An 18,847-nucleotide genomic window follows, 5' to 3' on the forward strand; every position below is an offset into this window, starting at 1 on the left:
ATCGGGTTTTCTTTGAGTTATACACATTACACACAGGGGGTGTGCATAACCTTGCTCACAAGGTGTGTATATATCTAAGTTTTCTTACAATTTAGCTAGATGTGATGAAAGTTGGTGATTACGAAGCTGATGTCACAGTCTCTGCTCCACCTGCCGTTGCGGTATTTTGCATCCGAATTGCTTGATTACAGGCCGATATGAACGCTTTGGCTACCGCAACAAGGACATCTTGATCAATCCCTGTGTTCTTGTAAGTCTGACCGCCGACGGAGATCGTGACCTCTGCTTCCCCAGTCGCTTTCTCGCCTGTGGACAGCGAGTGCAGTTCAAGATCCGAGAATTCTACGTCCATCGGAATAGCTTGCTGTAGGCAATGCACGATAGCCTCGATCGGTCCTTCTCCAGTGCCGGAATAGACACCCTCTGTGCCCGTCTGATTATTTCTGACCGAAACGGAAGCAACGCGATTGCGATCACTGCTCGAAATCACCTGCATATGCGAAAGTGTGAATGGCTCCATTTGCCCGTCAACCGTGCTGCCTACAAGCTCCATCAGTTGATCGTCTGTGACCATTTTCTGCTCATCCGCTACTTCTTTGAAACGTGTATACAGCGTATCTAGCTCCTCGCCAGTAAGCTCGATGCCAAATTGTTGAGCGCGATGCTTCAGCGCATGGCGGCCCGAGTGCTTGCCAAGGATAATCATGGAGCGTGGGATACCTAGTTTTTCTGGGTCCATAATCTCGTAGGTGTTGCGGTTTTTCAGAAGTCCATCCTGATGGATGCCCGCCTCGTGTTGGAAAGCATTGCGACCGACAATCGGTTTGTTGTAAGCAATCGGGAAGCCCATAATGCGACTAACCATTTTGGATGTGTTGAAAATCTCACTCGTCACGATGCCCGTTTCAACGCCCATCGAATGCTTCCGCGTCTCAATCGCCATGACTAGCTCTTCAAGGGAACAGTTGCCGGCACGCTCGCCGACACCGTTCACGGTTACCTCCACATGCGTGACACCTGCCGCAATAGCCGCAAGGCTGTTCGCAACAGCAAGACCCAGATCGTTATGGCAGTGGGCGCTATACTCTACCGTTTCGCCGCCTCTGACACTTTGGCGCACTCTGCGGAACATGGCACCATACTCTTCAGGAAGCGCATATCCCACTGTGTCGGGGATGTTAAGAATTGTTGCACCCTCCGCGATGACGGCTTCAAGCACCTCGAACAGAAACTCATCACCTGTCCGCGTCGCATCCATCGGCGAAAACTCGATCCGATCGACGAACTGCTTCGCATAGCCGACCATCGCGCGAGCCATCTCCACCACCTGCTGGCGCGATTTGCGCAGCTGGAAATCCAGATGGATGTCCGACGAGGACAGGAACATGTGGATACGTCTGGATGCTGCGTCTTGCGTAGCTTTGACCGCTGCATCGATGTCGGCTTTGACCGCGCGGGCGAAGCCGCAGATCTCAATGCCTTGCAGCTCGCGAGAAATCTGTTGCACCGCTTGGAAATCACCAGGACTCGAGATCGGGAACCCCGGCTCTATCGTGTCGATGCCCATAATCGCAAGCTGTCTTGCGATGCGTATCTTCTCCTCCGGGTACAGGGACGCACCCGGTGCTTGCTCACCATCACGAAGTGTTGTATCAAAAATGCGAATGCGACGATTAGTATTTGTATTGTTTTCCATGGTTGATTTCCTCCTAAGGTATGCCCGTGCAGGGCTAGCTTTATGTGTTAAGGGATGTGATTTCGGTGCTGTAAGCGCGTTTTTCAACGTTACAGCGGATGCAAGCGGCGAAGTCGAAGAGTTACCTCGAGCTGCGAGTGGTGGATGCGACGTGGTGATCCAGCTGTGAATTGTGGCTGCAGCGCACTTTTCACAGACGACAAAAAGACCCGTCATCTCCACATAAGAGACGACGGGTCTTTACCCAGCGCGGTACCACTCTTGTTGGCTCCGTGAAGGAGCCCACCTCAGATATAGCAAGCAAGTTGCTCGCTACATCACCCGATCACGGAGGTTATCCGTTCATCCCTAAGGGCTGGCTGCCAGCCGATCAGAATGACCGCTTCCAAGCGAGTTCAAGGCGTCCTCGGTCTGCGTCGCATCAACCCGCAGCTTTCTGTACCAGAGACTTAAGCCCATACTACTCTTGTTCATCGCGTTATTTATATGTGTTTGTTTCAGAACAACCAAAAAAGCCTGCCATCTCTATAAAAGAGACGACAGGCTTGAACCTTCCGCGGTACCACTCTAATTGATCCGAGCTGCTAGGCTCGAAACCACTCATGTACCTGATCACGGGGGTCAACCGTCAAGACCTACTTGGGTGCTGGATCCTTGGCATCCTTATCAGTCCTACCGCTCCCGGGCGAGTTCAGGTGACGTTTCGTCTGTGCTTTCACCAAATGCACAGCTCTCTGAGCGAAACTGATCATGCCTTACTATTCCCGTTCGTTGCGTTTGAAAGTATTGATTGTGATTATAATATGCACTTTTTTCAAAGTCAATACACCTGTTTGAAAATTTATTTTCTGTCTTACCCACCAGAACTGTGCTAAAAGTAACGAGAAAAGGCAGGATAAGGAAAATAACGTTATGAAACCATCTTATTTGCCCTTATGGCATGGAATTCGGGCGAATAGCGTTATGATATAACGCTATCCGCCTTAAATCAACGATTTCTAACCTTTTTGAACAATATAGCGTTATTTCGTAACTTAATTTGGCTATTGAACATGCATATGGAGCAAATAGCGTTACGACAGAGCTTTATTCAAGTCGCATGGGATGTGTGGCAGACCCCGCTCGCATGGGCAAATCTACCACTCTTCCAGCTTGAGCTGCGGCTCCGCTTTCAACTCCATGGAGTCGAATTCCTGCTTGTCCCACTTCAAGAACGCGGCGGCGCCTATCATCGCCGCATTGTCCGTGCAGAGCCGGTGCGGCGGCACCAGCAGCGGCACCCCAAGCTGCTCGCAGCGCTCGGCGAGCCTGCTGCGCAGCCCCTTGTTCGCGGCGACGCCGCCCGCGAGCAAGAGCTGTTTCGCGCCGTATTCCTTCACGGCGCGGCTTGCCTTCTCCACAAGCACGTCGATGACGGATGCTTGGAAGCCCTTGGCAATCTGCGCGACCTGAACGGTTTCGCCGCGCATCTTGCTTTGGTTGACGACGTTCAGCACCGCGGATTTCAATCCGCTAAAGCTGAAGTCGTAGGAATCTGCCTCGAGCCAGGAGCGAGGCATTTTGATCTCGGAATCGGCTTCCTGCGCAAGCCGATCCACGTGGGGGCCGCCCGGGTAAGGCAATCCCATTGCCCGGGCAATTTTATCGTAGGCCTCGCCTGCTGCATCATCGCGCGTACGCCCGATGATACGGAACTGGCCGGGGCCTTCGAGCAGAATGAGCTCGGTGTGTCCGCCTGACACAACGAGCGAAATCGAAGGATACACCAGCTCATGAACGAGCTGGTTGGCGTAAATATGTCCCGCGATATGGTGTACACCAATCAGCGGGAGATCCAAGGCGCAAGCGAGCGCTTTGCCCGCGACGACGCCAACGAGCAGGGCCCCGATCAGTCCGGGGCCTTCGGTTACGGCGATGGCGGAGAGCTCATGGAGCGAGACCCCCGCTTCTGTTACAGCTTCCTCCAGCATCCATGTGATCGACTCCACATGCTTCCTGGAAGCTACCTCAGGCACAACGCCGCCATAGCGTTGGTGTGTTTCGATTTGGCTCGAAATCACATTCGAGCGAATGATTTTACCATTTTCAACGATCGCCACAGATGTCTCGTCGCAACTCGTTTCAATCGCAAGAATATACACGGGCTTTGTTGCAGAAGTGTTGACTTGATCTTGTTGTATTTGTTCACTACTCACACTATTCACCTATTTGAAAGCCTCAGTCGCTGAGGCTATCCTTTCTACGATTGGGCAGATCTGCCCACATGACGACAGCGTCCTCGCGATTATCTGTATAATAGCCTCTGCGCACACCAACGGAGCGGAAGCCTAGTTTCTCGTATAGATTTTGCGCCACATAATTCGAAGTTCTCACTTCAAGCGTGATGCGAATAGCCCCTAGGAAAGCGGACGTTTTCATCAATTCGCGAAGAAGTCTTTCCCCAAGCTTGCGTCCACGAAAGGTATCTTTTACCGCAATGTTCGTGACATGAGCTTCCTCCATAATGAGCCACATGCCCCCATAACCGGCGACTTCCCCATCAATGTCCATGATCATATAATGCGCAAACTGGTTGTTCGTTAGTTCATTCTCGAATGCACCTCGTGTCCAAGGTGTTGTGAAGGCTTCCTGCTCGATCTCAACAATAAACGGAATATCTTCCATGGTCATTGAGCGGAATACCAACGAATTTTCTATGGCATGCGGCTGTCTCTGTTCCATGACTACCGTTCCCCTTTCTTCGGCTGCAGACCTGCCAGTAGATTGGCTTCAGCTTCCGGAAGCCTTGTATAATTCGGCACAAACGAATGAACATCTGCCTTCTCGCCTTGCGCTAATCTTGGATTAGCCAACAGACCAATGTATTCCGCTTCAATACCATAGGGAACAACGCTCACACGACCTGCAAAATCTTCCGCAAACTGCGCCAGCTCAGCTGCAAAGCCTGCTGTCTCACCGACGAACAGGATGTGATCAGGTGCTAAACGACTGGCTTGCGAGAGAATCTCCTCCGTCCACGCTCCAATAACTCGAATGCCATCAGGCAACACTTCATGCCAAGTGGCATCAGGTTCTCGTGCAGCCGTAATAGCGGTTGCCCCTTCATAAGCATACACAGCTGTAAAAGCCTGTTTACGCCTTCCATCCATAAGCGGAACCACCCATGTCACACCGCTTCCCTCATAGTAGTTCTTCACAGAACCACCAATTGCCATAGCCTCCAAACTAGATACACCAATTAAGTCTAGTCCCAGTGACCATGCAAAGGTTTTGGCTACAGAAACAGCAATCCGTACACCTGTATACGAACCCGGTCCTTGGCCGGCAGCAACGGAGCGTAGATCTCTCGGCTTCATGCCTAAGCGAGCTAATAAATCTTGAATATGGGGAAGCAATCCCAAAGAATGATTCCGCTCCGCATGGGAGCTAATCTCCCCGAGCAAGTGTCCATTTTCTAATATAGCAACTGTCATTGCTGATGTTGAGGTATCGATCGCTAAGCATCGCCCCGTATTAGTTATCCGTTCCGTCATGTAAATGTCCGTTCTCCTTCATCTGTAAACACCAGCTCTTATACGGCGAACCGTGTGGAGTCAAGTGAAATACGCGGGTTTGATCAGCCTCTTGGGTGATCGTTATGCTTAATCTGTCAGGTGGCAGCAGATCCTCTATTAAGCTCGACCATTCGATCAGCGTAACGCCTGCCCCATAGAAGTAATCCTCTAATCCCAACTCATCTGCTTCCTCTTGTGAAATGCGATACATATCCATATGGTAGAAAGGGAGTCCTGCTCCCTCATATTCTTTGATAATGGTAAATGTAGGCGAGTTTACGTGCTCCGAAATTCCCATCGCTTTAGCGAAGCCTTGTGAGAATCTCGTTTTGCCAGCACCCAAATCTCCGTCTAAGGTCAAAACCGTTCCTGGCTGTAAATACGTAGATAATAGGATTCCCAGTCTATCTGTATCCCCTTCATGCTGAGAAGGAAACTTAAATGTGGATGGCGTCAATGATTTCGTCCCTTTCTTTCCGCGTGCGCATACTGCTTCTATTATAGTCCTCGCCAGCCCATGACATCAACCTGTCGCTCAGAAAACAAAAATAAGCGGCCACTATTCTCCAGATGGGTTCGGATCCCGATTAGACGAAACTGGAAAAGCCCTCCCCGATTCAACAATCGGAGAAGGCTTATTTTGCCCTTGCGGACCTTTAGTGTACCTCTTCAAGCTCCTTAGCTGGGACGACACGAGCATCTGCGGGATTACCTTCCGCATGTACTTTGACGAGACCTTTACCGGAGTCTACACTGTCAATCCAGACAGCTAGTCCATTCAAATCAACCTCAATTTTCTCGTGAGCAGCTAAAATCTCCTGAGCGCGGTGAACGTTCATGGTTCATCCAGTACGGATTCCGGATATTCCATCGTATCCGTGGTGGAGTGTTCAATTAACCCACCCTGCATGGTAACGTTACCGCCGCCAAGCCCCTCATTAATCATACGATCAATGTCCATATAACAATCGTCTCTATCTTCATTGTTCGTATCTTGCGACAAATTCGACTCTGATGCCATCCGTAATCCCTCCTTAGGTTCGCTATTTGGGCTATCATGGTGCATTAATAACCTTTCCAATCTCCCCTCTAACCATTCTTCTGAATGACTGCCGTATAAAGGGAATGCATCAAGAGAATACTAGTACAATTACGTATGTTGGGGAGGAGTGCTATCTATGCATACCGTGTGGAAAGGCGCCATTAGTTTCGGACTTGTTCATGTTCCTGTCAAAATGTTCTCAGCCACAGAGGATAAAGATATCTCTATGCGCTATATTCACAAGACGTGTATTACCCCGCTATCCTATGTGCGAAAATGCCAGACTTGCGAGAAGGAAGTAGAGTGGGAAGAAATCTCGAAAGGGTACGAGTTTGAGCCCGGTCGTTTTATTCTTTTTGAGAAGGATGAACTAGAGGAAATCTCTGGCGAGGCGAATAAGGAAATTAAGATTTTGGACTTCGTAAATTTAACGGATATTGACCCTGTTTATTTTCAAAAAACGTACTACCTCGGCCCTGGCGATACGGGCGCTGGCGCCTACATGCTGCTCCTTGATTCGATGCGCCAAACAGGCAAAATCGGTATCGCCAAGGTGTCGATCCGCTCCAAAAGTTCGCTAGCCGCGATACGTGTCATTGACAATTGTCTTGCCATGGAAACCATCTTCTATCCGGATGAAATTCGTCCGATCTCACAAGTGCCTAATCTTCCGGAGAAGGTTACCGTGAACGAGCGGGAGATGGAGATGGCGAAAATGCTGATCAATCAGCTCTCCACCCCTTTCGAACCCGAGAAATATAAAGATGAGTACCGCGCTCGCCTGCTTGATGCAATTGAGCATAAAGTGGCAGGTGAAGAAATCCAAACCGCTCCTGAGGTGCAAAATAAAACAAGCGTCATCGACCTCATGGCTGCCTTACAAGCCAGCTTGAACGCGACCAAACCATCGTCCGATAGCAAAATAACGCTCGGCGCGGATGCTTCCGTAACCGAAGATAAAACGGTGGAGAAGAAGCCCGCGGCGAAACCCCGCGCAAGGAAAACGAAAGAGCCAGTTACTTGATTGCTAAAGAAATGCCCTATCTTGGATTCCAAGGTAGGGCATTTCTTATCTAGTGTGATCGGCCCGCGTGGGTCGAGTTGGGTTGTGGTGAGTAGTTTTGCTGAAAATTTGTTCAAGTGACTGCTATTTAGCTCAGATTGGTGGGGTCTCGAGGAAATGCGGGGTTTTGTAGGATTAACTAACTGTAAAAACTACAGTTAATCCCCCCTCAAATCCGCCGAATTTTCAAGTTAGATGGATTTCCTGATGTTAAATTTGGCTGTTTGGCAAGATTCCAGGCAAACCCTCCAAATTAGCTGTAGAAAATCCAGTTATGTTCAAATATTCAGCATTTCGGGTCAAATTAACATCAGAAAATCCAGTTAAATCGATCGAACTAGTGTTGCCTGCCCCGCGATGCCAATTTCAGCCTCCTATTCCGCAACAGCGCCAGCATGAGCAGAAGCACAGGAAATACAACCATAAAAATGGGGAAAATGTACGGAACAGCCACTTTTAGAGGGAAAATAATTGTAATCTCCTCATAATTCACAGGTATGAAAGTTAGGAGCATCACAACAGCAGCGGTAATCCATGTGACGACTTTCCAATTACGCATACCGAGCAGTTGTGTCGTTCCATAACTTGCTACAAATAAGTACAGGGCTAATTTGGTGAATATACTCATAATCCAGATGGTAACGACGATCGCATCCAAATTCTCAATAATGCCGCCAATGGAGATGGAACGGACGATCATGAGCATGGGATATGGATAACCCGCTGCAACGTGCGGTCCGAACATCAAGATGCTGACGATTATCGATAATACGGTAAGTAATCCGGTAAGCATGACACCTGTTACGGCATATCGTACAGTTTTCTGCTGCTTATCGACAAAAGCGATCAGCATCATAATCATGATGCAATCACCTAAGAATGCGGCTGTCGGCAGTGCACCTTTTAATAGGAGCATCATGTCATTATCTAAGTAAATTGGAAGTAGTCGATCCCATTTCAATTGATTAATGCTTAGAAACATAGGGCCGAGTACGCAGAGCAAGATAATCGGTCCTGTAACTTCACAAATCCGCGCCAACACACCAACCCCATGCAAGGTAGGGTACAAGACGACTAGAAGCATGGGTACCTGAATAACATAGAGCGGGGTTTTGGGCATAATGGTTCCCGTGATGAATAAGCTGAATTGCCTCAAAATCACGGTAAGTATGACAAGCCATACAAGGATGAAGAGAGCCGAAATGACGCCCCCCAACCATTTGCCCAGCAAAATGCGATTATATTCGACTACGGTCAATCCCGGGAACATCGTACTGAGCTTGCCGCATACACAGGCAATGAGCATCCCTGCTATTGTCGCGATTAGAATGGAAATCCATGCATCCTGTTTGGCGATTTGAGCTGCAGGAGCAATGGTGAGAAGAATAGTCATAATGATTTGCATACTAACCATCATCCAAAATATTTGCCGGCTCGATAAGGCCATATCACTCATTGATGAACCCACCTATCTATCTTTACTGACCGGTCATGAAAGGAAAATTCGATATACCTGGTCTCTGAATTTTGCTTTTCACATCCAACTGAACATCCATCGTCGGAAAGATGGCATTCCAATTTGCTTTGGCTTGTTTCCATTCCCTTGGATATTTTTTATGGAAAGCTCGTGCAAATCCTAGCACGTCCGCCCTCTGATTGTGTTGTAATTGTTGCAATGTTTCCCGCAAAATCTCCTTAATCTTCTTATCGAACGGTTCTTCTAACTTTCTCATATTGTCAGAACCATTAGCGAGCATAAGATCAGTCGAATTTTGAACAACATCCGCTTCTAAATCCAATTGCACATTCATTTTCCAAATGCCATTCTCAATCAAAGGATGCAGATGAAGATCTGTGGTAATGATTTTAATCACAACTTTCCCACCAGCCTCATGTTCAGTCAGCGTAATATTACGGCCCAGATCCTCATGAATAAACAACCGAATCCCCATTTGTTGATCGTCAGATAGAAAACAAGCCAGTTTCCCCTCTTTAATCACCGACATACCTTCGACAGTCAGTATCGTTTTTTTAGTTTGATTCGAGATCAATTTACTCCTACTCGCAACCGGTAAGAGAAAAGCACCAGATTCGCCACTCAACACTTCTTCTATATCATGCATGGTAGCGGACTGAATCAATGGCTTCTGCGAAAGTTTAATTAAAGTTTCATAGGTATTCGGATCATTCTGCGCTTCTAACAATTCCCTAGCCGTTCCTCTACATACGAAGAAATTAGCCTGTTCCCGCGGTTGAATATCCCTGAATAAGAAATCGAAATCATCAAACATTCCACTGCGAGCAAGTTCTTCGCCAAAGAAGTAGGCCTTGGCATGCCCCCAGGAGAAATAGCGCGGAAACTTCTTTTGCAATTCCGATAGGGCATCTGGCATGGAGGTTCCTTTGGTCGATACGGTGTACACATTCCCCTGCCCAGTCCCCCCTTCACCCGCAGAAGCAGCAGGATTCGGTATGAAGACTTGAACGGTCACTTCAATCTCTTCCTTCGAGATCTTATCGATTCCAGCGGCAATGATAAACGCCATATCGTTCACCTCGACACGATCCCAACAACCTGCTAAGAGAAAGACGCACAATGACAGAATAGGAACGGACACGAATCTCCTCATAGCAGGCACCTCCTACGCTTATTTCTCATTCCGTTTATCTGGACGTTCGCGCTGCCTTTTCAAATTACGGTTATCAGCATAAAAGGCAGGACGTGTATTCATTTTGCTAATGGGAGCACGAAACAAAACATCTTTGATTCCTTTGAGATAAATGGGTGCATATGGAGCCAGATAAGGGACGCCGAAAGAGCGAAGAATACACAGATGACTAATGATTAACAGCAACCCCAGAATAAGGCCGAATAAGCCTAAAATACCGGATAAAATCATAATGGGAAATCGCAGCATACGTAAGGAGATCCCTGCGGAATATTGTGGCATCATGAACGAGGAAATACCCGTAATCGCCACAACCATAACCATAGGTGCCGAAACTAAACCTGCCTGGATAGCCGCTTGTCCAATGACGAGCGCGCCAACGATACTGACGGCAGAACCCACTTGCCTAGGCAAACGAACGCCTGCTTCCCGCAAAGCTTCGAATGTAACTTCCATAATCAATGCTTCAACCAACGCAGGGAATGGAATTTCTTCCCGAGATTTAGCAACACGAAGCAACAGCGTTGTAGGTACCATTTCATGATGAAACGTTAATACAGCCACATAGATCGCCGGAGCTAACATGGCAATGAGGAAAAAAGCATATCGCAGCCAACGAATGAGAGTCCCAATCAGGAAACGCTCATAATAATCTTCAGGCGATTGCATGAGGGACCAAAAAGTAGTTGGAGCAATGAGAGCAATCGGCGTATTATCCGTAATAATAACAACGCGGCCTTCTAGCAAGCTCGCTACAGCCACATCAGGGCGTTCCGTTGTTTGTACTTGAGGGAAGGGCGAATATATATTATTCTCAATCATTTCCTCGATGTAGCCGCTCTCCAGCACCCCATCAAGCTTAATTTGAGAGAGTCGCTCCGAAACCTTACTTATAATGTCTGGTTTGGCAATTCCCTGTACATAAGCCATTGTGACATTGGTTTTCGAATAATTGCCCAGCGTAAAGGAAACGAATTTCAATGCGGGGGTCTTTAACCTTTTGCGGATTAACGTAGTATTTACTATTAAAGATTCTACAAAGCCCTCACGTGGCCCCCGAACAACAGACTCTGCTAGCGGCTCTTCCACTGCCCTGCCTTCAATATGTGATAATTCAATGGATAATGCCCCTTCGATCGTGTCCAACAGAAGAACCGCCTTACCTCCAAGCACTCCCTCGATTACTTCACCAATCGTACGCAGTTCTTTATACTGGGATACCGAAATGCGGCTTATAACCTCATCCATGGATGCTACAGTTTCTGTTCCAGCATTCTTAAGAGGTTCATGGACTTGACTATCAAGCAGCTCTACATTCACCATTCCCCGTAAATAGAGCATGGATGCCTGCATGCCATTTGCCAGATGGATCGAAGCAAAAATGACATCATCACAAGCTGTCAATGCGGTTTGCAAATGAAGGATATTCGAGGAAAGGTCAGCCGACACCAGGGTATGGAATACTTCCTTGTCTATACTCGGATCCTCAGGAAAAGGTTGATACATGCACAACTCCCCTTTAATACTCACATTCATTTACGTATTGTTATGCTCTCAAAATCATACGGCTATTCAGTTGTTACCAAAGCAGGAGCATTTTAACATGCGATCCAAGCCATCTTGCTTGAAAGAGCCTAAATTGGTGAAGAATGGTAGGAGAACAACTATGGAAAGAGGTTATGATCGTGGATTTTAAACCAGTCCTCCCATTTGAACCAGTTAGCACAGATGAATGGCCAGTTGGCACTCATTTCACGAGTCAAATTAAATGGGATGGGGTACGAATGCTTCTCTACTTCGATGGAAGCACGACCAAACTAATTAATCGCAGAGCCAATGATCGGACCTTGCAATACCCGGAGTTAACGAATCCACAAGCGTTCTGCTCGGCAGATTCGGTCATATTGGATGGAGAGATTATCGCCCTCTCCGATGGCAAGCCTTCATTTTACGAAATTATGAGACGTGACAGCGCTAGGAAGTCTAGCACAGTGACTCGCGTCGTGGGGCAAGTCCCGATTACTTATATGGTCTTTGATATTCTTTATTTAAACGGAGACTGGTTAGTACATTTGAGCCTAAAAGAAAGACAAGCTATTCTAGCATCCACAGTAAAGCCGAACCACCTTGTTCAACTCGTCACGAATCATGATGATATGGAAGCCCTATTTACGATTGTGAAGCAGCATGAATTAGAAGGCATTGTAATCAAAGACCTGACCAGCTCCTATGTCATTGGCGGCAAGGATAAGCGATGGCTGAAGAAAAAAATCTTTAAAGACCTCTATGCCGTCGTAGGTGGCGTTACTTATAGAGACAAGATTGTGAATTCCCTTCTATTAGGCTTATATGATGATCAGGGTCAGTTCTGGTGTATCGGCTACGCTGGCACCGGCAAACTTACCGTGAAAGATTGGCAACATGTCACCGAAATCGTTCAAAGTATGACAGTGCAGGAACGTCCTTTTGTCAACGAACCTGAAAGGTCGAAAGAAGCAGTTTGGATAGCCCCGCGACTCGTTGTGAAAGTGAGCTATATGGAATGGACACGCAACCAAACGTTAAGGCATCCGAGCATTCAATCTTTCATCCAAATGGATAGTAAAGCCTGTAACTTTAATCAAAATTAGTTACACGCAATTCAATCGGATTCATTTAGCTGAAATAATATTTCAGTAAAAAATATTATTTTAAAATAAAATTTATAATAACGCAGGAATACGTCGAATAAAGTCGAATCATTAACCAATAAATTATGCATGTCTTTTTTTTCCAATAACAAGTGGAGCGTGCAAATAAGAAACTATTGGTAGGTGAGCGAAATTGAAAGATGTCCTAAAGATTGTTATTCCTTCATTCAAACTGCTTGAAAACCCGGCGAAATCAGTAGGGATGAAACTATTCTTGATGTTCTTCACAAGTATTTTATCTTTCGTAATCATTGTGGGTGCACTTTCTTACTCCGTTTCAAAAGACGTGATTAAGAACAAAATGGCCGATTCCAGCCTGCAGACGGTAACACAAGCTGGTCAAAAGCTAGATTTCTTATATCAAACTTTTGAAGATGTGACACTGCAAGTTATGTATAACAATGATGTACAGAAATTATTGGAGACACTCTCCAAGATCGATCCTCTATCGTACGACGCTGCTGATCCTAGTCATCAATTGACGGAGAAATTGAATTTTGTCGCTTTTTCCAACAAAGCAATTAAAACATTACGCATTTATAGACCCGATGGTAAGCTCATTGTCGCAACAGGCAGCACAGGCTACGAATCCGAAGCCAGCGTCAGTGATACAGATTGGTTCAAGCAAATTGTCGAAGCAGGAGGTAAAGCCGCTTGGCTCGATAGCAAATCGAAAGGGTATTCGAATGATTCAGGTAGTACATTCGGGATTGGCCGCATCATTAGCAACGCAACATCGAACCTAATGATCGTGGAATTTAGCACAGATATCTTGAACAACGAGTTAGATAGAATTACGCTTGGTGAGAACAGTTCCGTCGTTATAACGAATAGCAGCAACAAGAACCTCGCGACGTTCGACAAGACAGAGTTGGAACAAACGGCTACTATCCAACTAACGAAAGAACAATTTGAAAAGAACCAAGATTCTTTCACGACAAAAGATGATCATTTAGTTGCCTATTATCGATCTCCGATATCTGGATGGAATTTGATTGGCGACGTTCCTGTAAGCTCCATGGTTAAGGACGCTAAGAGGATCTTCAACTATACGCTAATCGTTGCCCTGTTTGCAGCTATTGCGGCGGTCTTGATCGGCTTGTTCGTTGTTCGAATGATCGGCAGACCTTTAGTCAACTTACGCAATCTGATGCAGCAAGGGGAAAAGGGTAAGCTGACCGTTCGCGCGAACTACACGACGAAGGATGAAATCGGTCAGTTAGGCAATAGCTTCGATAGCATGATGGAGCAAATCACAACCTTAGTTCAACAAACGAGCACTTCGGCTCAGCAAGTCTATGAAACAGCGACGGAGCTGTCGAACTCTTCGAAAACAACGGCAAGCGCTGCCCGAGAAATTGCAATAGCTACTGAAGAAATCTCAGGCGGCGCTGCAGGTTTGGCGACAGAGTCTGAACGCGGCAATGAGCTGACGCATCATATTGGCATGCAAATGAAGAACGTGATTGAGGCGAACCTTGAAATGGGCACAGCAGCAACTGATGTGCAAAGCTCTAGTGAACTAGGCACGAAGTACATGGCTGAGCTTATTGATAAAACGAAGCTAACAGAAACAATGATCCGCTCGATGGTGGATAAGGTAGCTAACTTAAAAGACAGCACAAGGTCGATCCGCCAAATTCTGGATGTGTTGAACAATATGACGAAGCAGACGAACATCTTGTCGTTGAACGCAACCATTGAAGCTGCGCGCGCTGGTGCAGCTGGCAAAGGTTTCATGGTGGTAGCTGATGAAATTCGCAAATTAGCGGATCAATCGAAACAGTCCATTCATGTCGTTGGCCAAATCACAGAAAAAATTCAAGTCGAGATCAATGAAACGGTGAAAGTACTATCCACGGCGACACCGATTTTCAAACAACAAATTCAAGCTGTGAATGAAGCTGACACCATTTTCAAACAAGTGACGAGTCACATGGGTGGCTTTGTCGTCCGGCTCAGCACGGTTAGCGATTCAATCAGTACGCTGGAACAGTCCCAAGAAGTATTATCTGATGCGATGATGAATGTCAGCGCAGTAGCCGAGGAGTCGCTCGCAACTTCCCAAGAGGTCGCTTCCTTAAGCACAGAGCAACTTAACATCAGCAATGGCTTGGTCAGGTTATCGGAACAGCTTGACCAATTGTCCAAATCGTTAAATGAAACATTGTCTAAATTCGAAGTTTAACAAAAATTAATTATATACAGACCTCCATAAATTTGAGATATTTACATCGTCGTTTATTTAATCGTCGATTTGGAGGCTCTCATGATTTATTTAGCTATTATCATCTTCTTACTAACGATTACCTTCGTCATTTGGCAGCCGAAAGGCTTGAGCATTGGTTGGACAGCATCCGCAGGAGCCCTGCTTGCCCTCGCTTGCCAAGTTGTTTCGCTGCAAGATGTCGCCACAGTTACAGGCATCGTGTGGAATGCGACGCTCGCATTCGTGGGTATTATTGTGATCTCGATTATCCTAGACGGGATCGGATTCTTCGAATGGTCTGCTCTCCATATGGCACGCTTGGCCAAAGGCAACGGCAAGCTCATGTTCGTCTACGTGATCCTGCTCGGCGCAGCGGTGTCGGCCTTTTTCGCCAACGATGGTGCAGCCTTAATCCTTACGCCAATCGTGCTAGCTATGGTCAGAGCCATGAAATTGCCGGATGCGGCCATTCTTCCATTCATTATGGCAAGTGGCTTTATTGCGGACACCACATCACTGCCTTTTGTCATAAGTAATTTAGTAAACATTCTTTCTGCAGATTTCTTCGGGATCGATTTCGTCACCTATGCAAGCCGGATGTTCGTAACGAGTCTATTCGCATTAGGCGCAAGCTTGCTGGTTCTCTACCTTTATTATCGCAAGCAAATTCCTGAAACCTATGATATCGCAGAGCTGAGACCCCCTTCGGAAGCGATTAAAGATCTGCGACTATTCCGTTTATCCTGGTGGATTCTCGGTATTCTATTAATCGCCTATATTGGCAGCGGATTTATTCATGTTCCTGTCTCCTTCCTCGTTGGCGCTGCCGCAATTAGCTTCCTTCTCATTGCTAGAACGAGTGCCGTGATGGATACCAAGAAAATTGTGAAGGAAGCACCGTGGGCTGTTGTCATTTTCTCCATCGGGATGTATGTGGTGGTCTATGGGCTGAAAAATGTCGGTCTCACGGATGCGCTTGGGGATCTGATCGACATCATCTCTGGTGAAGGTCTGTTTGTAGCCACGATTGGCATGGGTTTCCTTGCCGCGATCCTTTCCTCGATCATGAACAATTTGCCGACTGTGTTGATTAACGCCCTGGCGATTCAGGGAACACAAACGGAGGGAATTCTCCGAGAAGCCCTTATTTATGCTAATGTCATCGGAACCGATCTAGGGCCCAAAATGACGCCAATTGGCTCGCTGGCCACCCTAATCTGGCTTCACGTGCTTGCCAAGAAAGGGGTTAAAATCACATGGGGCGGTTACATGAAAGCAGGTGTCATCTTAACGATCCCCACCTTGCTTATCACGTTAATCGGCTTGTATCTGTGGTTACAGGTCATATCCTAATCGGCGGCCCAGCTTTGCGCAACTCTGTTTGAGAATCACTCCCCTAGGAAATAATTGTGAATAAAAGCTCAGAAGGAGCGATTCCAAGCCTATGGCGTTCAAAGCAGAGAAAGCGAAACTTCTCGTAGAGGGCAACGAAATAACAATCACGAATCCAAATAAGCCGCTATGGCCTGACCTAGGCATTACGAAAGCTGATTATTTGACGACATTGAGCGCACTTTCACCCTACCTCCTACGGTACTGCCGCAATCGCCATCTAACGACGATTCGCTTCCCGCATGGGTATGATGACAAATCTTTTTATCAGAAAAACGCCCCAGAACCCGTGCCCAGCTTCGTTAAGCTAGCACCGCTAGATGGCATTAACTATGTCAATTTGGACTCCTTATCTACGCTCATGTGGCTTGGAAACCTGACTTGCTTGGAATTCCATCCTTCCTTTCATTACATTGGAGAGACGAATCCTGCAGAGTGGCTGATTGATATCGATCCAACCTTGGAGGAAGAACCTCGCATCATGGAGGCTGCTCTGATCATTGGTGAAGTGCTGGATTCGCTGCGGATTCAGTCGGTTCCCAAAACCTCGGGTGCCACAGGCATACAAATCTACATTCCTATTCAACCTGGTTACACGTTCGAGGACCTCCGGCGTATTGGACATTTCATCGCGACCTACGCGGTTAAAATGAATCCCAAACTGTTCACGATCGAGCGCTTCAAGAAAAATCGCGGCGATAAGATTTATATCGATTACCTCCAGCACTGGTACGGAAAAACGTTATCTGCTCCCTACACGCCGCGGGCCAAAAAGGACGCAACGATTTCAACACCCCTATTCTGGAAAGAGGTCGAGCTGCGCCCAAGCATTGGCGAGTTCAATCAACTGACGATTATGAATCGCCTACGAACCTACGGGGATCTGATCGATCGTGTTCCACCGCAAAATTTGACCGCCATATTAGCCAAATTAAAAGAGTAGTTCTAATTAGAACTACTCTTTTTCCATTAGAATAAAGGCGACAATAATCGCGCAATCCTCTCTTTTCTTTTTTCACCTAACGACCTCATCTCAAATTCGGATAGCACAACTTCCGTGCATTCCGCCAAATCCATCTCATAATCGCTCTCCAATCGTGAAATGACACGCTGATCAAACATCACTGCATTCAATTCGAAGTTGCTGTAGAAGCTGCGCATATCCATGTTGGCCGTACCCACTGTCGCCATGATGTCATCTACGATAATTACTTTGGCATGAATAAACCCTTTCCGATACAAATAGACTCGAACGCCTACCTGTAATAATTCCTGGAGATACGATTTTGAGGCATAGTGAACAATGACAGAATCCGCTTTATAGGGCAGAATAACGCGCACATCCACACCACTGATTGCGGCTGATTTGAGGGCCATCGTGATGCTGGGGTCAGGAATAAAATAAGGCGTTGTAATCCATATCCGTTTCTTCGCGGCAATCAACCCAGCAAAATACATTTCCTGAATCGCGTCCCACCTGGCATCAGGACCACTAGAAATAACCTGAACGAACGAAGACTCCCCTTCGGAATGCGCTGGATAATATCGCTTCTCCCCCAAGCTTTCCCCACTAACGAAAAACCAGTCTGTCAAAAACGTGCGCTGTAAATCATAGACCGCGTCCCCATGCAGCATGATGTGCGTATCTCGCCAGAAACCAAGCTTCGGATCCCCACCCACGTATTCATTCCCGATATTAATGCCTCCAACGAAACCAACCAAGCCATCAACGACCACAATTTTACGATGATTCCTGTAATTCAACCGTTTATCAAAGAAAGCGATCAACGGCTTTAGGAAAGGCTCTACAACAATACCTGCCCGCTTCAGCGAAGTAATATAAGCCTTAGAAAGCGTATGACTGCCAACCCCATCGTAAATAACGCGTACAGTCACTCCTGCCTTCGCTTTTGCAATCAATGCCTCTTGAAATTTCCTGCCGATTGCATCATCGCGTATGGTATAGAATTCGAAATGAATATGATCTTGCGCTTTACCGATTTCTTCAAGCATCGTTTCGTACGTAACATCTGCATTCGTCAGGACATCAACTCGGTTCCTTCTTGTAATGGGAGCACGAGGCACTTGACGCAGCCAATCCCGCAAACGCTGTTCCTCCGACAAAAAACTCTCTTCGTCTTTCTTCGCGTCTAGCATGACTTGGTACGGAGCGCTTTGAAGTTTGTGTTCCAGCGTGATCTCGCCGCTGTGTCCATGAATTTTCTTACGCTGCACGTATTCCCTTGCAATGAAGTAATACATAAAGAATCCAATTATTGGAAAAATAAACAAAATACTCAGCCACGCTATCGACTTTGATGGCCTTTTATATTCACAAAGTAAAATCGTAGCTGCCTGAAATATAAATAACAAAAGTATAAGGATAATCCATATCAATAACTCCAGCCCCTATCCGTAAATCTGCATGCGGAGATAGCTTTTGCCAAGGCTCAAGGCGCTATACCTTTTCTTTCCAACAAAATCTGTACAAATAAAATTTTCCAACTTTCGTAATAAAATCCTTTCATTTCG

16 protein-coding genes and 2 other annotated features are annotated in these 18,847 nt (G+C 46.7%); of the genes, 5 read left to right on the top strand and 11 right to left on the bottom strand.

Features of this window, described 5'->3' with window-relative positions; translation table 11 throughout:
• Nucleotides 1–118: 118 nt before the first annotated feature.
• From AC58PV_RS04340 to AC58PV_RS04370, 7 genes are all read right to left on the bottom strand, one after another.
• The gene (locus AC58PV_RS04340; protein WP_497431049.1) at nucleotides 119–1,696 is read right to left on the bottom strand and encodes a 2-isopropylmalate synthase; all 1,578 of its coding nucleotides are present in this window, start codon (nucleotides 1,694–1,696) and stop codon (nucleotides 119–121) included.
• A gap of 222 nt (nucleotides 1,697–1,918) precedes the next feature.
• Nucleotides 1,919–2,179 (bottom strand) — a binding site (T-box leader).
• A 46-nt stretch (nucleotides 2,180–2,225) separates the two neighbouring features.
• Nucleotides 2,226–2,477 (bottom strand) — a binding site (T-box leader).
• 355 nt (nucleotides 2,478–2,832) lie between these two features.
• On the bottom strand, nucleotides 2,833–3,900 hold the full coding sequence (gene tsaD, locus AC58PV_RS04345; RefSeq protein WP_497431050.1) for a tRNA (adenosine(37)-N6)-threonylcarbamoyltransferase complex transferase subunit TsaD: 1,068 nt from the start codon (nucleotides 3,898–3,900) through the stop codon (nucleotides 2,833–2,835).
• 13 nt (nucleotides 3,901–3,913) lie between these two features.
• Nucleotides 3,914–4,417, bottom strand: coding sequence for a ribosomal protein S18-alanine N-acetyltransferase (rimI, locus tag AC58PV_RS04350; RefSeq protein WP_497431051.1), 504 nt, complete (start codon nucleotides 4,415–4,417; stop codon nucleotides 3,914–3,916).
• Nucleotides 4,418–4,419: 2 nt separating this feature from the next.
• Nucleotides 4,420–5,229: a tRNA (adenosine(37)-N6)-threonylcarbamoyltransferase complex dimerization subunit type 1 TsaB gene (gene tsaB / locus AC58PV_RS04355; protein ID WP_497431052.1), complete on the bottom strand. Its 810-nt coding sequence runs from the start codon at nucleotides 5,227–5,229 to the stop codon at nucleotides 4,420–4,422.
• Nucleotides 5,210–5,707: a tRNA (adenosine(37)-N6)-threonylcarbamoyltransferase complex ATPase subunit type 1 TsaE gene (tsaE, locus tag AC58PV_RS04360; RefSeq protein ID WP_497431053.1), complete on the bottom strand. Its 498-nt coding sequence runs from the start codon at nucleotides 5,705–5,707 to the stop codon at nucleotides 5,210–5,212. The genes tsaB and tsaE overlap by 20 nt, the downstream gene beginning before the upstream one ends.
• Nucleotides 5,708–5,906: 199 nt before the next feature.
• Complete coding sequence (locus tag AC58PV_RS04365) at nucleotides 5,907–6,089, bottom strand: H-type small acid-soluble spore protein (RefSeq protein ID WP_068663174.1); 183 nt, start codon at nucleotides 6,087–6,089, stop codon at nucleotides 5,907–5,909.
• Nucleotides 6,086–6,271 (bottom strand): hypothetical protein, encoded by a 186-nt coding sequence (locus AC58PV_RS04370; RefSeq protein ID WP_057315037.1) that lies wholly within the window; start codon nucleotides 6,269–6,271, stop codon nucleotides 6,086–6,088. Before AC58PV_RS04370 ends, AC58PV_RS04365 begins: the two co-directional genes overlap by 4 nt.
• A 157-nt stretch (nucleotides 6,272–6,428) precedes the next feature.
• On the opposite strand from AC58PV_RS04370, the gene ku reads away from it, so the two are divergent.
• Nucleotides 6,429–7,316: a non-homologous end joining protein Ku gene (gene ku / locus AC58PV_RS04375; RefSeq protein ID WP_497431054.1), complete on the top strand. Its 888-nt coding sequence runs from the start codon at nucleotides 6,429–6,431 to the stop codon at nucleotides 7,314–7,316.
• 376 nt (nucleotides 7,317–7,692) lie between these two features.
• Here ku and AC58PV_RS04380 read toward each other — a convergent pair whose 3' ends face one another.
• The 3 genes from AC58PV_RS04380 to AC58PV_RS04390 are packed head-to-tail and all read right to left on the bottom strand — an operon-like array spanning nucleotide 7,693 to nucleotide 11,530.
• The gene (locus tag AC58PV_RS04380) at nucleotides 7,693–8,811 is read right to left on the bottom strand and encodes a GerAB/ArcD/ProY family transporter (RefSeq protein WP_497431055.1); all 1,119 of its coding nucleotides are present in this window, start codon (nucleotides 8,809–8,811) and stop codon (nucleotides 7,693–7,695) included.
• A 22-nt stretch (nucleotides 8,812–8,833) separates the two neighbouring features.
• The gene (locus AC58PV_RS04385; RefSeq protein WP_497431056.1) at nucleotides 8,834–9,985 is read right to left on the bottom strand and encodes a Ger(x)C family spore germination protein; all 1,152 of its coding nucleotides are present in this window, start codon (nucleotides 9,983–9,985) and stop codon (nucleotides 8,834–8,836) included.
• Nucleotides 9,986–10,003: 18 nt separating this feature from the next.
• On the bottom strand, nucleotides 10,004–11,530 hold the full coding sequence (locus AC58PV_RS04390) for a spore germination protein (protein ID WP_497431057.1): 1,527 nt from the start codon (nucleotides 11,528–11,530) through the stop codon (nucleotides 10,004–10,006).
• A gap of 173 nt (nucleotides 11,531–11,703) precedes the next feature.
• Between AC58PV_RS04390 and AC58PV_RS04395 the strand changes: the two genes are divergently transcribed.
• The 4 genes from AC58PV_RS04395 (at nucleotide 11,704) to ligD (ending at nucleotide 17,258) form a co-directional block, all read left to right on the top strand.
• Nucleotides 11,704–12,654: an ATP-dependent DNA ligase gene (locus tag AC58PV_RS04395; protein ID WP_497431378.1), complete on the top strand. Its 951-nt coding sequence runs from the start codon at nucleotides 11,704–11,706 to the stop codon at nucleotides 12,652–12,654.
• Between the two features lie 193 nt (nucleotides 12,655–12,847).
• Nucleotides 12,848–14,902, top strand: a complete 2,055-nt coding sequence (locus tag AC58PV_RS04400) for a methyl-accepting chemotaxis protein (RefSeq protein ID WP_497431058.1) — start codon at nucleotides 12,848–12,850, stop codon at nucleotides 14,900–14,902.
• Nucleotides 14,903–14,983: 81 nt separating this feature from the next.
• Complete coding sequence (locus AC58PV_RS04405) at nucleotides 14,984–16,276, top strand: arsenic transporter (protein WP_497431059.1); 1,293 nt, start codon at nucleotides 14,984–14,986, stop codon at nucleotides 16,274–16,276.
• 91 nt (nucleotides 16,277–16,367) lie between these two features.
• Complete coding sequence (ligD, locus tag AC58PV_RS04410; protein ID WP_497431060.1) at nucleotides 16,368–17,258, top strand: non-homologous end-joining DNA ligase; 891 nt, start codon at nucleotides 16,368–16,370, stop codon at nucleotides 17,256–17,258.
• A gap of 26 nt (nucleotides 17,259–17,284) precedes the next feature.
• Here ligD and cls read toward each other — a convergent pair whose 3' ends face one another.
• On the bottom strand, nucleotides 17,285–18,712 hold the full coding sequence (gene cls / locus AC58PV_RS04415) for a cardiolipin synthase (RefSeq protein ID WP_497431061.1): 1,428 nt from the start codon (nucleotides 18,710–18,712) through the stop codon (nucleotides 17,285–17,287).
• Nucleotides 18,713–18,847: the final 135 nt, after the last annotated feature.

Source organism: Paenibacillus sp. J22FR83, from assembly GCF_059691955.1.

Excerpts from the sequence above, each read along its gene's own strand:
- AC58PV_RS04340 (WP_497431049.1), bottom strand. The coding sequence starts at position 1,696 with ATGGAAAACAATACAAATACTAATCGTCGCATTCGCATTTTTGATACA.
- rimI (WP_497431051.1), bottom strand. The coding sequence starts at position 4,417 with ATGGAACAGAGACAGCCGCATGCCATAGAAAATTCGTTGGTATTCCGC.
- tsaB (WP_497431052.1), bottom strand. The coding sequence starts at position 5,229 with ATGACGGAACGGATAACTAATACGGGGCGATGCTTAGCGATCGATACC.
- AC58PV_RS04365 (WP_068663174.1), bottom strand. The coding sequence starts at position 6,089 with ATGAACGTTCACCGCGCTCAGGAGATTTTAGCTGCTCACGAGAAAATT.
- AC58PV_RS04370 (WP_057315037.1), bottom strand. The coding sequence starts at position 6,271 with ATGGCATCAGAGTCGAATTTGTCGCAAGATACGAACAATGAAGATAGA.
- ku (WP_497431054.1), top strand. The coding sequence starts at position 6,429 with ATGCATACCGTGTGGAAAGGCGCCATTAGTTTCGGACTTGTTCATGTT.
- AC58PV_RS04380 (WP_497431055.1), bottom strand. The coding sequence starts at position 8,811 with ATGAGTGATATGGCCTTATCGAGCCGGCAAATATTTTGGATGATGGTT.
- AC58PV_RS04385 (WP_497431056.1), bottom strand. The coding sequence starts at position 9,985 with ATGAGGAGATTCGTGTCCGTTCCTATTCTGTCATTGTGCGTCTTTCTC.
- AC58PV_RS04390 (WP_497431057.1), bottom strand. The coding sequence starts at position 11,530 with ATGTATCAACCTTTTCCTGAGGATCCGAGTATAGACAAGGAAGTATTC.
- AC58PV_RS04395 (WP_497431378.1), top strand. The coding sequence starts at position 11,704 with ATGATCGTGGATTTTAAACCAGTCCTCCCATTTGAACCAGTTAGCACA.
- AC58PV_RS04405 (WP_497431059.1), top strand. The coding sequence starts at position 14,984 with ATGATTTATTTAGCTATTATCATCTTCTTACTAACGATTACCTTCGTC.
- ligD (WP_497431060.1), top strand. The coding sequence starts at position 16,368 with ATGGCGTTCAAAGCAGAGAAAGCGAAACTTCTCGTAGAGGGCAACGAA.